General features: G+C 27.9%; 11 protein-coding genes and 3 tRNA genes. 5 read left to right on the top strand and 9 right to left on the bottom strand.

Going from position 1 to position 13,545, the window contains the following annotated elements:
- Window positions 1-47 precede the first annotated feature (47 nt).
- Complete coding sequence (locus tag X275_RS10985; protein WP_052913561.1) at window positions 48-1,568, bottom strand: GGDEF domain-containing protein; 1,521 nt, start codon at window positions 1,566-1,568, stop codon at window positions 48-50.
- Between the two features lie 429 nt (window positions 1,569-1,997).
- Here X275_RS10985 and X275_RS02735 point away from each other — a divergent pair.
- The 3 genes from X275_RS02735 to X275_RS02725 all read left to right on the top strand — a co-directional run bounded on the left by X275_RS02735 (window position 1,998) and on the right by X275_RS02725 (window position 2,271).
- A tRNA-Leu gene (locus tag X275_RS02735) sits at window positions 1,998-2,086 on the top strand.
- A 21-nt stretch (window positions 2,087-2,107) separates the two neighbouring features.
- Window positions 2,108-2,184 (top strand) — tRNA-Met (locus X275_RS02730).
- A gap of 10 nt (window positions 2,185-2,194) precedes the next feature.
- Window positions 2,195-2,271: transfer RNA gene (locus X275_RS02725), tRNA-Met, on the top strand.
- A 40-nt stretch (window positions 2,272-2,311) separates the two neighbouring features.
- On the opposite strand, the gene X275_RS02720 is transcribed toward X275_RS02725, so the two are convergent.
- From X275_RS02720 to argF, 3 genes are all read right to left on the bottom strand, one after another.
- Entirely contained in the window at window positions 2,312-2,932 is a 621-nt protein-coding gene (locus X275_RS02720) for an HAD family hydrolase (RefSeq protein WP_047267413.1), read from the bottom strand.
- 104 nt (window positions 2,933-3,036) lie between these two features.
- Window positions 3,037-3,978: a carbamate kinase gene (gene arcC, locus X275_RS02715; protein ID WP_047267412.1), complete on the bottom strand. Its 942-nt coding sequence runs from the start codon at window positions 3,976-3,978 to the stop codon at window positions 3,037-3,039.
- A 23-nt stretch (window positions 3,979-4,001) separates the two neighbouring features.
- The gene (argF, locus tag X275_RS02710; protein WP_047267411.1) at window positions 4,002-4,982 is read right to left on the bottom strand and encodes an ornithine carbamoyltransferase; all 981 of its coding nucleotides are present in this window, start codon (window positions 4,980-4,982) and stop codon (window positions 4,002-4,004) included.
- A gap of 206 nt (window positions 4,983-5,188) precedes the next feature.
- Between argF and X275_RS02705 the strand changes: the two genes are divergently transcribed.
- Both X275_RS02705 and rbsK read left to right on the top strand, forming a co-directional pair.
- The gene (locus X275_RS02705) at window positions 5,189-6,250 is read left to right on the top strand and encodes a hypothetical protein (RefSeq protein WP_047267410.1); all 1,062 of its coding nucleotides are present in this window, start codon (window positions 5,189-5,191) and stop codon (window positions 6,248-6,250) included.
- A gap of 21 nt (window positions 6,251-6,271) precedes the next feature.
- Window positions 6,272-7,186, top strand: coding sequence for a ribokinase (gene rbsK, locus X275_RS02700; protein ID WP_047266561.1), 915 nt, complete (start codon window positions 6,272-6,274; stop codon window positions 7,184-7,186).
- Window positions 7,187-7,207: 21 nt separating this feature from the next.
- Here rbsK and X275_RS02695 read toward each other — a convergent pair whose 3' ends face one another.
- The 5 genes from X275_RS02695 to X275_RS02675 all read right to left on the bottom strand — a co-directional run bounded on the left by X275_RS02695 (window position 7,208) and on the right by X275_RS02675 (window position 13,470).
- Window positions 7,208-7,891, bottom strand: coding sequence for a hypothetical protein (locus tag X275_RS02695; protein ID WP_047267409.1), 684 nt, complete (start codon window positions 7,889-7,891; stop codon window positions 7,208-7,210).
- A 10-nt stretch (window positions 7,892-7,901) separates the two neighbouring features.
- Window positions 7,902-10,583, bottom strand: a complete 2,682-nt coding sequence (gene polA, locus X275_RS02690) for a DNA polymerase I (protein ID WP_047267408.1) — start codon at window positions 10,581-10,583, stop codon at window positions 7,902-7,904.
- Between the two features lie 11 nt (window positions 10,584-10,594).
- Entirely contained in the window at window positions 10,595-10,792 is a 198-nt protein-coding gene (locus X275_RS02685; RefSeq protein ID WP_047266558.1) for a hypothetical protein, read from the bottom strand.
- A 66-nt stretch (window positions 10,793-10,858) separates the two neighbouring features.
- On the bottom strand, window positions 10,859-11,311 hold the full coding sequence (dtd, locus tag X275_RS02680) for a D-aminoacyl-tRNA deacylase (protein ID WP_047267407.1): 453 nt from the start codon (window positions 11,309-11,311) through the stop codon (window positions 10,859-10,861).
- 2 nt (window positions 11,312-11,313) lie between these two features.
- Entirely contained in the window at window positions 11,314-13,470 is a 2,157-nt protein-coding gene (locus X275_RS02675) for a RelA/SpoT family protein (RefSeq protein WP_047267406.1), read from the bottom strand.
- Window positions 13,471-13,545: the final 75 nt, after the last annotated feature.

Below are 13,545 nucleotides of genomic sequence, written 5' to 3'. Positions count from 1 at the left end.
GAGTCTCTTCGCCGCCACCAATAAAAAAGCAGCCTTTGGCTGCTTTTTTATTTTTTGAATTTATATTTTTTTGACTTTTTTATTTCTGATTTCATTTTATACATATATTTATCTGCTCTTTTTATAGTTTTATCTAAAGAATCTTTATATTGTACAATTCCATAAGAAATAAAAACAGGTATATTGTAATTCTTTAAATCTTCCTGAATTTTTGAAAATTTTTCTTTTGCTATTTTAATATCACAATTTTTTAAAACAACTAGAAATTCATCACCACCAAGTCTGATTATATAATCCTCTTTTCTTAAATGTTTCCTTATTGTTTCTACTGTATAAATTAAAACTTCATCCCCTTTTTTATGACCATGTTTATCGTTTATTTTTTTTAAATCATTCAAGTCGAAAAAAACCAACGAATCATTCTCATTAAAATGTATTTGTTTTAAAAATAGCCTATTATAGGCATTTGTTAACGGATCCTTCAAAGCTTTCAAAGATATTTTTCTTATTTTTATATGAGCTTTTCTAATTTCTTCCACTAAAGAAATACCAACTAATATTGTATAGGAAAAAATACCATAAGAAAATAAAAATTTACTATTATTTATAGAGAAATTGACTAAAATCAAATCATGAATAATAGTTGCAGCTAAAAAAGTTAATAAAAAAGTATATTTCACATTATTGTTATATAAAATAATTATATATAACAATAATGCTGTTGGAATCCATGAAAATAAATTATAATAATTCATAAGTTGGTAATAATCTTTTGCTATCAAATAAAAGAAAATAGGTATAATAATCGAAATTTTTATAATAATATTAATAATCTTATATTTATTTTGTTTTAAAGTTACTGTATTTAAGAAAAATAAAAATGCTAAAAGCATGGAAATATAAAAAATTTTTTTTAATAATAAAAAGGTATACATATTTCCAAAAGAATAATAATGAAAATCAATTGTTGCTATAAATAAAAAAAACATGGAAAAAAGATAATTGTATAAATGATTAACAGATTTCCTATCTAAAAAGAAAATATAACTGATAATCAATATTATAAGAAATAATATTATTCCCCCTATAGAAGATATTAAACCATAATTAATAAAATATAATAAAAGATATTCATGAAGTTTTGATTCTGGTATCAATACTGGTGTAATACGGATACCACCTTTATATAGATCGTAAATAACAAGCTTTAATTTATTTTGATCTTTTAAATTATTTAAAAGTATCAAATGGGGTTTTAAGTAAATATTGAATAAATTATTTTTATTGAATCCGAATTTTTTAATCAAAACATCATTTAAGTATAATTCAGCATAATTAGCAGAAATTTCAGGAAAAACAATATATTGATTTTCTGTTTTTGGAAAATAAGAAATTAAGATATATTCTTCACCTTTTGTTTCTTTAATAATAGGTGTGTATAATTTATTTCCATATTCATCATACCATTCACTTACTTTATAACCGGATAAATTATTTAATTTATAACTTGAAATTAATAATATGAAAAAAATTACAATACCTAAAAGAGAAAGTAGTTTTTTTTTCATACATACCCCCCATTTAACCATTCTAACAAACATACATGATTTATTATATCAATTTTTTCTACAAAAAACAATATAATGATATTAAAATTCACATAGATTGTCTAAAAAGTCTCAAATGAAACGAAGACTCGAAGATTGCCCTTAAAATTATGAATGAAAGCCGTCAAAATTACATGGATGTAATTTTGAGCGAAACAATACACGATGTATTGTTTGAGCGACGGCTGAGAATGAATAATTTTAAGGATAAGCAATCAAGCTGTCTGAGTGAATTTGACTTTTTAGACAGTCTTAATTTACATTTAGAATTTTTTACATAAATATTATTTAAAAAACACCAATAAATTCATAAGAAACTTGTAACGAACAAGTATTGACAAAAGAGCGAAAAAATGATAGAATAAATACGGTTGAAATGCCTGAAAGGTTGCCGAGGTGGCGGAATTGGCAGACGCTGCGGACTTAAAATCCGTTGGGTGGAGACACTCGTGTGGGTTCAAGTCCCACCCTCGGCACCATTTTTATTTTCTCCTACTCGGTGCGGGGTGGAGCAGTCTGGTAGCTCGTCGGGCTCATAACCCGAAGGTCGTAGGTTCAAATCCTGCCCCCGCTACCATTTTTTTTATGGCGGCGTAGCTCAGTTGGCTAGAGCATGCGGTTCATACCCGCAGTGTCAAGAGTTCGAGTCTCTTCGCCGCCACCAATAAAAAAGCAGCCTTTGGCTGCTTTTTTTCATTTATATATTATAAAATTTCCTTCCATTTATTTTCTTCATTAATATGTATAAATTCAATTCCCGCTTTCAAGGAAGATCTATCAAAATCTGTATCTCCAATCATAATACAATCTTTTGCATTTATATTCAATTTTTCAAGAACTTCCATAAAATATTTTGGATTTGGTTTACAAAAATGGGAATTTTCCATCGTTGATACATAAATAAAATTATTTGGTGATAAACCTATAAAATTTATTCTATGATGAACGGCAATTTCTGGAAATACAGGATTAGATGCAAAAATAAACTTATGTTTTGATGTTTTTATTTTATTTATTAAATCAAAATTTGGAACAACTATTTCTTTTAATTTTGGAAAATCATTTTCATAATAATTTAGAAAAATATTATACCAATATTTTTGACTTTTTCCTGTTTTTTTGGAAAGAGAGTTTAAATAATAATCTAAGTTATTTTCTTTTCCTTCAACTCTTTTAATAAGTTCAACCGTACATTCATAAATTATATCCATTATTTTTTTTTCTTTAAACCCTGTATATTTTAAAAAACTCTTAAAGTATATCTTTTGGAATTCATTTTCTTCATTTTTTATCAATGTCCCATCATAATCTAAAAAAATATACATTTTAATCCTCCTTTTAAAAAACAGCTTTTTAAATAAAAAGGTCTGGATTGTGGGGAGAGGGAGAGATTCACAATCCAGACAATGGTTTTAGTTCTAAAATTTTATTATGGTATTATTTTTGTTCCTGTTTTTCCTTCTAAAGCTTCTTTTAATTTTTCCATATCTGTGATTAATGCTGGCTTTTTAGCGTCTTTTACAAAGGATACACATGATTCTATTTTAGGTAACATACTACCTTTTGCAAAGTGACCTTCTGCTATATATTTTTCTGCTTCTTCAATAGTTATTGTATCTAATGCTTTTTGATCAGGCTTATTGAAATTTAGATAAACTTTTTCAACTGCTGTAAGAATAATAAATTCATCAGCATTTAAAATCTTTGCTAATAATGCAGAAGCTCTGTCTTTATCAATAACAGCTTCTACTCCTTTTATTTCACCACTTTCTTCAATAATTACAGGTATTCCTCCTCCTCCACCTGCAACTACAATCACATCATTCTCTACTAAATCTTTTATAGTATTTTTTTCAATTGCATCTAATGGAATTGGCGATGGAACTACTCTTCTCCAACCTCTTCCTGAATCTTCTTTAAACATCCAACCCTTTTCTTCCATTATTTTTTTAGCCTCTTCTTCTGTATAAAATGGACCTACGGGTTTTGAAGGATTTTGGAATCCAGGATCATTTTTATCTACTACAATTTGTGTAACAACCGCAGCAACATCTCTATTTATTTTTCTTTCATTTAGAATATTTTTTAATTCCTGAACGATCATATAACCTAAATATCCCTGTGTCATTGAACCTAATACATCCATAGGAAATGGTGGAATAGTTCCCTTAGCGATATCTTGCTGCAATAATAAGTTTCCCACTTGTGGACCGTTTCCATGTGTTATTACCAGGTCATATCCCATATCAATCATGTCAGCCAGATAGGATGCAGTTGTTCTTATGTTTTTAAACATATTTTCTGCAGTTGGTTTTTCACCAGGTCTGTTAACTGCATTTCCCCCAATGGCAACAACAGCTAATCTTTTCATATAAATTCCTCCCCTGCTAAATTTTATAGTGTAGCTATCATAATAGCTTTTATTGTATGCATTCTGTTTTCAGCTTGATCAAAAACTTTTGAATGTCTGCTTCTAAATACTTCATCTGTAACTTCCCTAATATCAAGACCTCTTTCTTTAGCTTCTCTAGCAACAATTGTTTCAAAATCATGGAATGATGGAAGACAATGTAAGAAAATCACATTTTGATTTTCTGTTTTTTTAATTAAATCCATGTCAACTCTATATGGGGTTAATAGTTCAACTCTTTCTGGCATTTTATCTTCTTCTCCCATTGATACCCATACATCAGTATATATTACATCAGCCCCTTTAACTCCATCTAATTCGGAGGTATATTCAATTACAGCACCAGTTTCTTTAGCAGTTTCTAAAGCTTCGTTCATCATTTCATCAGAAGGTTTTAATGATTCTGGTCCTACAGCTACATAATGCATTCCTAATTTTGCAGAAATTCTCATTAATGTATTTGCAACGTTATTTCTCGTATCACCAATAAAAACTACTTTCATTTGATTTAATGGTTTATGTATAAATTCCATCATTGTCATTACATCTGCTAATCCTTGAGTAGGATGAGCTTCATCTGTTAGCCCATTCCAAACAGGAACACCTGAGTACTTTGCCAAATCTTCTACAACTTTCTGTTTAAATCCTCTGTATTCAATACCATCGTACATTCTTCCTAAAACCTTAGCCGTATCTTCAATAGATTCTTTTTTACCCATTTGACTATTTGTTAAGAATGTTACATGAGCTCCTTCATCTAAAGCAGCAACCTCAAATGCAGTTCTGGTCCTTGTAGATGTTTTATCGAAAATCAATACTATATTTTTACCTTTTAATGTTTCAGTTCTAATGCCTGCTCTTTTCTTAGATTTTAAATCAAAAGCTAAATCTAATAAATATTTTATTTCTTCTGGTTTATAATCTTTCAATGATAATAAACTTCTTCCTTTTAAATTAATTGGCATATTATCTCCTCCTTTAAATAAAATAAACTTGACAATGTCTATTATACATTTTGTTTTCAATTTCTCAAAATGAAAAATCTTAGAAAAATTGGCGAGTATGAAGAAACTTTCATGATTATTCCTTTTTATTATGAGTATGCGTAAGTATAAGAGAGTATGCTTACGTATATAAATTTTATGGTATAATAATTCAAAGGAGTGATATTATGAAATTAAAAATAATATTTATACTAATATTAGTATTCATCTTATCTTCATGTATAAAACAACCAATTAAAGTAGAAGATACTAACTTTAATGATTTAACTAACTCACAAAAAGAGTTATTAATCAGATTAATTGCGACTGGATATAACCGTGGAGGTGGGTATTCATTTGAAAACTTAAAAAAATTAGCAAATGAAAACGGGGATGACTATGATGATAATGTTTTATATAATTATAAGTATTTTATTGGGAAAATAAACACTCCACCAACAAAAGTAATTAGTGTTAAATCATTAGTTTCTGATGATGATAGAATAAAAGAATATGTAAATAATATTATGAATAGATTCTCAGACAATTCTAATAAAAATTTTTTTATTGATGCTTTCGATTCAAAAATTCCAACAAATCCTATAAAAAATGATCGTGATTTTGAATTTTTAAATCCAAATACAATAAAAAGTTATGAAAAAAGAGATTTTTTAGTTAATAAAGTTTATAATCTCATTAAAAGAGATTATTCAAATAATTATCTTTTCAAGTATTGGTATGATAAATTTTTTAAAGACATTACATTCAATGACGACAATATATTATTTTACTCAAAATTTCTTGTTGATATTGTTTATGCATATACAAATTCAGATATAGAACTAAAAAGATTGCAGTATACAGGTTCAGAGTTATATCCGGAAGTTATTAAATTAAACCATATACCTGTTGAGTTGATACTCGCAATAATGTATCAGGAGTCAAAATTTTTTCCAGGATCATTTAGAGCAGAGATTTCAAATGGAAATATATACGCATTATCTTTTGGTTTAACACATGTTTTAATAGATGCAGACTTTCTTTATATTTCGAATACTGATGAAACTATAGGTGATGGCGACAAGGGAGAAAGAAGTTTTGATTTGATTTCTTATTTTTATTTAGGGAATAATAGAAATGAAGAAACATATTTTTCAGATTGGGATTTAATTACAATAAGAGGATCTATATTATATTCTGCAATTTATTTAGATATGTTATATCAAAAATTAATTAAGTATATTAAATAGTGTGCGTGAGGGGGAGAGAAAATGATAGGTGTAATTGGAAGTTCAAATATGGATATAGTTTTAACAGTTGAAAAATTTACAAATCCTGGCGAAACCCAAAAAGCTATTTCTTTAGAATATTTCCCAGGTGGAAAGGGCGCTAATCAGGCCGTAACTGCTGCAAAGCTTTCAAATAATGATGTTTATTTTTTTACGTCATTAGGAAATGATGATTTTGGTAAATCTCTGGCAGTGAATTTTGATAAATTCGGAATAAAAGGTTATGTGTATACCGACTTACCAACAGGAAGAGCATATATTGAAGTTACAAAAAGCGGATGTAATAGAATAATAATTTTCGAGGGAGCCAACAGTTTTATTACACCAGAAATTGTTGAAAACAAATTAGATATATTAAAGGAATATAAGTATTTTTTACTTCAAAATGAAATACCGTTTGAAACGTCTTTTCACATAGCTAAAACTCTTAAGTCAAAAAAGAAAATAATTATATTTGACCCTGCTCCAGCTCAAAATATTAAAAAGGAAATTTTTGAATATGTTGATTATTTCACCCCAAACGAGGAAGAATTCAAATATCTATCAGAAACATTTTTTAATTTAAACCCGGAAAAACAATTAAAAGAAACTTTAAGGAATTTTTTTGGATTGGGAGTCAAAAACATAATTTTAAAACGCGGTGAAAAGGAGATTATCTTGTATAATAGGAATTCTATATTAAAAATTCCTGTATTTAAAATGCATAAAGTTGTAGACACAACTGCTGCAGGAGATGTGTTTAATGGTGCGCTTGCCGTTGCATTAGAAGAAGGAAAAAATATAAAAGAAGCTATTAAATTTGCTGCCGCTGCTGCTGGAATTTCCGTAACTAGAAAAGGCGCTCAATCTTCAATTCCAACAAGAAATGAAGTGGATAATTTTTTAAGTTCAAAATAAAATAAAGAGGCTTAAGCCTCTTTATTTTATTGAAATATATGTAATCATTCCTAAAAACAATCCAAATATCCCTAAAACTATATATTTTGTTAGTGTTCTTTTTTGTCTGTTTACTTTGATAGTTATATCCTGTTCGTAACTTCCTCTTTCATTAAAAATTAGGATTTTAATCTTATAATTTCCATCTTCATAATTTATAGGGAAATAAATTTCATTCTTTCCCGGGTATATACTTTTCTTATATTTATCTAATTTTATAGTTGCATATGTATTTGAGTATAATAGAATTTTCAATCTGTCATTATACCAATCGTCATTTGGTGAAACTTCTTTGGTATAAGATTCTATTTTTATAACTGGATATATTTCTTTATCTAAACTAATATTTAATTCTTCATTATTTAACAAAAATTCATAAGTTTTATCTTTATACTTTACTTTTAAAATTCCAGAACCAGTAATAAATTTTTGAGAACATGAAAAGACATTATACTTTTCATCATTTATTATAATTTCCTGAGGATATTGCTTTAAATGAAATGTGACGGTTGAAATCATTGAATCATCTATATAGTGCAATTTCACATACTGGCTATATGAAGTTCCGGTACTACCAAATGAGAAAATAAAATTAAAATCCATAGAGATATATCCAAAAGATATTATACTAAAAATAATGATCAAAAAAAATAACATTTTTTTCATTAAAATCGCCTCACTTAGTCCACCTTTCTGATATATTTATATCAACCTTCAGCGGAACCTCCAAAGCAATGGCGTTCTCCATAATTTCCTTAACAATATTAGCAACTTCTTCCTTTTTATCTTCAGGTAATTCTATAACTATTTCATCATGAACCTGAAGTATCATCTTAGCATATTCTGGCAATTCTTTATCTAATTTTATCATAGCTAATTTCATAATATCAGACGCGGTCCCTTGAATTGGAGTATTTACAGCCATTCTCTTTAAATCATTTTTATTCAATCTTAGATTATTTAAAAATCTTTTCCTACCAAATAATGTTTCAACATATCCATTCTTTGAAAGATCTGATAAAATTTTATGTTGATATTCTTCTACACTCTTATATAACTCAAAATATTTTTTTATAAATATTCCTGCATCATTAATAGAAACTCCAGTTCGTTCTGATAAACCATAAGAAGAAACTCCATAAATAATTGAAAAATTAATCATTTTTCCAATTTGTCTCATTTTATAATCAACCTGTTCTTCTGAAACATCAAAAAGTTTTGCAGCCGTTATTGTATGAATATCTAAATTATTTTTGAATGACTCAATTAAAACAGGATCTTTACTCATATGAGCCAATACACGTAGTTCAATTTGGGAATAATCAGCACTTAAAAGAATATAACCATCTTTTTCCGCTTTTACAGCTTTTCTTATTTTTTCTCCTTCTACATCTCTAATAGGTAAATTTTGAAGATTTGGATCGCTACTGCTTAATCTTCCTGTAGCTGTACCTGTTTGATTAAATGATGTATGTACCCTTTTCGTCTTTTTGTTAACCAATTTTGGAATTGACTGAATATACGTTGATAATAATTTCTGATATTTTCTAAAATCCAATATTTTCCGAATAATTGGATGATCATCTTTCATTTCCTCCAAAACCTGTGCATTTGTAGAAAATTGACCACCTTTTGTCTTCTTTTTTGGAACCAATCCCAGCTTTTCAAATAACAATTCTCTTATTTGCTTGGGTGAATTCGGGTTTATCTCATAACCAGCTATTTCTTTTATTTCACGTAATATATTGTTTGATATATCTGTATATTCTTTCTCTAATTTTTTTAGATATGGAATATCAAAATAAACACCATTTAATTCCATTTTAGCCAAAACAGGAATTAGAGGATTTTCTATCTCAAACATAACCTTTTCTAATTCAAATTCATAAATTTTCGGTCTTAAAATGTGAAATAGTCTTAAAGTGATATCTGCGTCTTCACCTGAATATTCTGCCACTTTTTTTGAATCTACATCTTTTAGAGTGTTTGCAAATAATGTTTCATTTACAATTTCATTGTATTTTATAGTTTCATAATTTAAATACTTTTTTGCCAGATCATCCATATTAAATCTTCTTGAATCTGGAGAAATTAAATATGCAGCAATCATCGTATCAAAATAAGGAGTTTTCATCTCAAATCCCGCTGTTTTCATAATTGATAAATCATATTTTAAATTTTGTCCAACTAAATTTTTTTCTTTTAATATATCCCATAATTTTTTTAAAATACTTTTTTTAGTTTCATTACCTTCGTTTGATATATCTATATAGTATCCTTTTTTAGGTTCAAAAGATATTGCAATGCCAAGTATTTCCGCCTGATAAGGATCAATAGATGTAGTTTCTAAATCAAAAGAAATAATATCCTGTTTTTTAATTAAATCTAAAATCTTATTTAAATCTTTTTTTGTTAATAATTCATATTCTCCTTTAGAAGATAGATCTTCAATTCCTGGAAGATTGCTAATTTTTATAACTTTTTTCTGTTCTTTAAAACCTAACTCTCTAATTATAGATTTAAATTCAAATTCATTAAGTAAATCTTCTAAAGTTTCATTAAATCCTCTGTATACATAACTTTCCCAATTTATTTCCAACGGAACATCAGTAACCAGCTGAACAAGCCTTTTACTTAAAAACGCCATTTCTTTTCCTTCAATAAGTTTCTTTTGTATAGATTTCGTTGTACTTCTAACATTTTTATATATCTCTTCTAATGAACCAAATTCTTTTATTAATTTAGTTGCAGTTTTCTCTCCAATTCCCTTAACTCCAGGAATATTATCAACAGCATCTCCAGTTAAAGCTAAAAAATCCTGAATTTTTTCCGGACCAAATCCATATTTTTCATAAACTTTATTTACATCATATTCTCTAATATCGGTAATTCCTCTACCTATTCTGAGCATTTTTATTTTATCATTTACCAATTGCATTAAATCCTTATCAGATGATAGTACATATATTTGATTAAATATTTTCTGCCCATTTAAAGCCAGTGTTGCAATTACATCATCAGCCTCATAACCTTCTTCAGCAATTGTTTTAATACCTAAAGCATTTACAATTTCCAGAATATAAGGTATTTGATCTTTGAAAATTTTAGGTGTTTCCGGTCTATTTGCTTTATAACTTTCAAGTAATTTATGCCTGTATGTAGTTGTTTTTTTATCCATTACAAAAATAATGGCATCTTCATTTTTTATTACATATTTTTCTAAAATTTTTAAAATCATCTTTGTAACCCCATAAATAGCATTTGTGGGTATGCCTGATGTAGTTTTAAGATTAGGATCTAGTGCAAAAAAAGCTCTATAAGCAACACCACTTCCATCTATTAAATACAAATTTCCCATATATGCCTCCTCTATTCAGCTCGTACATATTTTTTTGTGCCATCAGGCATCTTGAATTTAACAACAATCCCTTTAGCGGGTTTTTCTTCACCTTTATATATTTTATATATATTTTGAGGAGTAATTCCATATTCTGCTCCTTCTGCGCTAATATGTACATCAAATGGTTGTTCTGAATACACAAATACAGTTACTTCTACTTCTTTCATAATAACACCTCCAATGTTTTATTGATAAATTTTAATATTTTGTCAAAAAATCACTAAATACGCTATCTAAAAAGTTTTTTCAGAATCTAGTAACAATGTAACAGGCCCATCATTAATTAGGTTAACTTCCATTTCTGCCTGAAAAATACCTTTTTCGACATTAATTTTATATTTTTTTTCTATAAATTCTATAAATTTTTCATAATATTCTTTCCCTTTATCAGGTTTTGCCGCTGAAGAATATGACGGTCTTCGACCCTTTCTACAATCACCATATAAAGTGAATTGAGAAACAATTAAGATTTCTCCTTTTATATCAAGTAAAGATAGATTCATTTTTCCTTCGTTATCTTCAAAAATTCTCAAATTAAGAATTTTATCTGCCAACCATTCAATATCTTTTTCATCATCATTTTGTCCAACACCAAGCAACACCAAAATACCTTTATCTATCTTTCCAACAGTTTCCCCTTCAACATCAACATGAGCTTTTTTAACCCTTTGAACTACTGCTCTCAATACTAACTCCTCCTTACGCTATATACACCTTTTATATTTTTTATTGATGTTAAAACCCTCATTAAATGCTGTACATCTTTTACCGAAAGCCTCATTTTTAAATCTATTCTGTCAACCTTTCTGGAAGTTTCATACATTTCTATATTCGCTTTTTCAATTTTTATCTTTTTTCTAATATCATTTAATACAGATTTGTTTTCCATTTCTATAAGTAAGTGTGTAATAAATTTGGAATTTTCTAAATCTTCTGCAATCCAGGATACTTTTACTACTCTTGAAATTGGAACCTCTTTAATATTCATACAATTTTTTCTGTGAATTCCTATACCTCTTCTACTAACTATCCCAATAATATCATCACCTAATACCGGATTACAACATTTTGCAAAATACACATCTATACCTTCCTGACCATCAACTATAACTCCAATTCCTTTTCTTTTATAAGATATTTTTGAGGTTTGAAAATTTTCCTCTGCCTTTTTTATTTCAATATCTTTAGGTTCAAAAAGCTTATAAATTTCCCTTGGATTTACATCACCAAAACCTAATCTTATATATAAATCTTCTTCGTTTTTTATTTTGTTTTTTTCACAAAAAACTTGATTATCTTTTAATTCGTGGATTAATTTGTCTATAGACATATTTAATTCTTTTGCAATTTCTCTAAGTTTTTCCCTACCTTTTTCTTCAAGATTTTTTTCATTTTTTAATCTATAATGTCTTTTTATTTTATGTTTGGTTCTTGAAGATTTTGCATATTTTAACCAGTCTATACTTGGACCTGAAGAATTCCTATTTACTATTATTTCCACAATATCTCCATTTTGAAGTTCATAGCTTATTGGAACGATTTTTCCATTTACCTTAGCCCCAGCAAAATGGTTGCCAACATTTGTATGTATCGCATATGCAAAATCTATAGGCGTTGCACCATATGGTAAATGCAAGATTTCACCTTTCGGAGTAAATACAAAAACCTCATGAGCTTTTAATTCTTCTTCTATATCGTTCAAATTAAAAGCGGATTGGGCAATTTCTTTATGTAAATCCATCAGTCTTTTTACAAAATATAATTTTTTGGTATCCACACCTTCTTTATATGCCCAGTGAGCAGCCAATCCGTATTCACTTTCTTCATGCATTTCCCAATCTCTGATTTGAATTTCTAAAGTTTCACCTTTATTTGTAATAACAGTAGTATGAATAGACCTATAACCATTTGATTTAGGAACAGCTATATAATCTTTTATTCTTCCTGGAACAGGTCTCCAAACTGAATGCACAACACCTAAAGACGCATAACATGCAGTTGGGGACTCGGTTATTATCCTTAATGCTATAAAATCATAAATTTCATCAAAACTTTTGTTTTTTCTCAACATTTTTTCCCATATACTATATAGATGTTTTGTTCTCCCCTGTAAAGTCGCTTTTATATTGTGCTTTTCTAAATTTTCAAATATAATTTTTTTATAATCTTCCATTCTATTATGGACATTTCTAACTTTTTCTTCTAACTTCCCCTTTAAATCTTCGTAAGCTTCTGGATATAAATATTTAAAGGATAAATCTTCTAATTCTGCTTTTATTTTATGAATACCTAATCGATGAGCTATTGGAGCATATATCTTAAGTGTTTCCTGAGATTTTATTATTTGTTTTTTATGTGGTACATATTGCAACGTTCTCATATTATGTAATCTATCTGAAAGCTTTACTATAATAACTCTTATATCATGGGACATAGCAAGAAGCATTTTCCTGATCGTTTCAATTTTTTCTAATGATTTCATGTCAACTTTATTTAGTTTTTCATTTAATTTCAGATTGCTAATCTTAGTTACACCATCTACGATTCTTCCAATATCCGTTCCAAACTCTTTATTAATTTTTTCAATTGGAACATCGCAATCTTCTACAACATCATGCAATAAGGCTGCCACAATACTTTCAATATCCATTTTTAATTCGGCCAATATTTTAGAAACAGCTTTAGGGTGTTCAAAAAAAGGCTCTCCTGAATCACGCATTTGCCCTTCATGGGCATTTTTAGCTAAAAAATATGCTTTTTCTAAAAGTTCTACTTCAGAATTGTTTAAATCTTTATTTAAAATTTTCTCTATTTCTTCCTTATAAACTTTAAAATCCTGATCCATTTACTCACATCCTTTCACTATTAAATTATATCACAAAAGATAAGTCTAATAAAATTTATGATATAATATGTTGTA

The sequence above is a fragment of the Marinitoga sp. 1197 genome (assembly GCF_001021165.1).
GTDB lineage: Bacteria > Thermotogota > Thermotogae > Petrotogales > Petrotogaceae > Marinitoga.
This window is presented reverse-complemented; position numbering and strand designations above follow the sequence as displayed.

Coding starts and splice junctions, on each gene's coding strand:
- X275_RS10985 (WP_052913561.1), bottom strand. CDS start 1,568: ATGAAAAAAAAACTACTTTCTCTTTTAGGTATTGTAATTTTTTTCATA.
- X275_RS02720 (WP_047267413.1), bottom strand. CDS start 2,932: ATGTATATTTTTTTAGATTATGATGGGACATTGATAAAAAATGAAGAA.
- arcC (WP_047267412.1), bottom strand. CDS start 3,978: ATGAAAAGATTAGCTGTTGTTGCCATTGGGGGAAATGCAGTTAACAGA.
- argF (WP_047267411.1), bottom strand. CDS start 4,982: ATGCCAATTAATTTAAAAGGAAGAAGTTTATTATCATTGAAAGATTAT.
- X275_RS02705 (WP_047267410.1), top strand. CDS start 5,189: ATGAAATTAAAAATAATATTTATACTAATATTAGTATTCATCTTATCT.
- rbsK (WP_047266561.1), top strand. CDS start 6,272: ATGATAGGTGTAATTGGAAGTTCAAATATGGATATAGTTTTAACAGTT.
- X275_RS02695 (WP_047267409.1), bottom strand. CDS start 7,891: ATGAAAAAAATGTTATTTTTTTTGATCATTATTTTTAGTATAATATCT.
- polA (WP_047267408.1), bottom strand. CDS start 10,583: ATGGGAAATTTGTATTTAATAGATGGAAGTGGTGTTGCTTATAGAGCT.
- X275_RS02685 (WP_047266558.1), bottom strand. CDS start 10,792: ATGAAAGAAGTAGAAGTAACTGTATTTGTGTATTCAGAACAACCATTT.
- X275_RS02675 (WP_047267406.1), bottom strand. CDS start 13,470: ATGGATCAGGATTTTAAAGTTTATAAGGAAGAAATAGAGAAAATTTTA.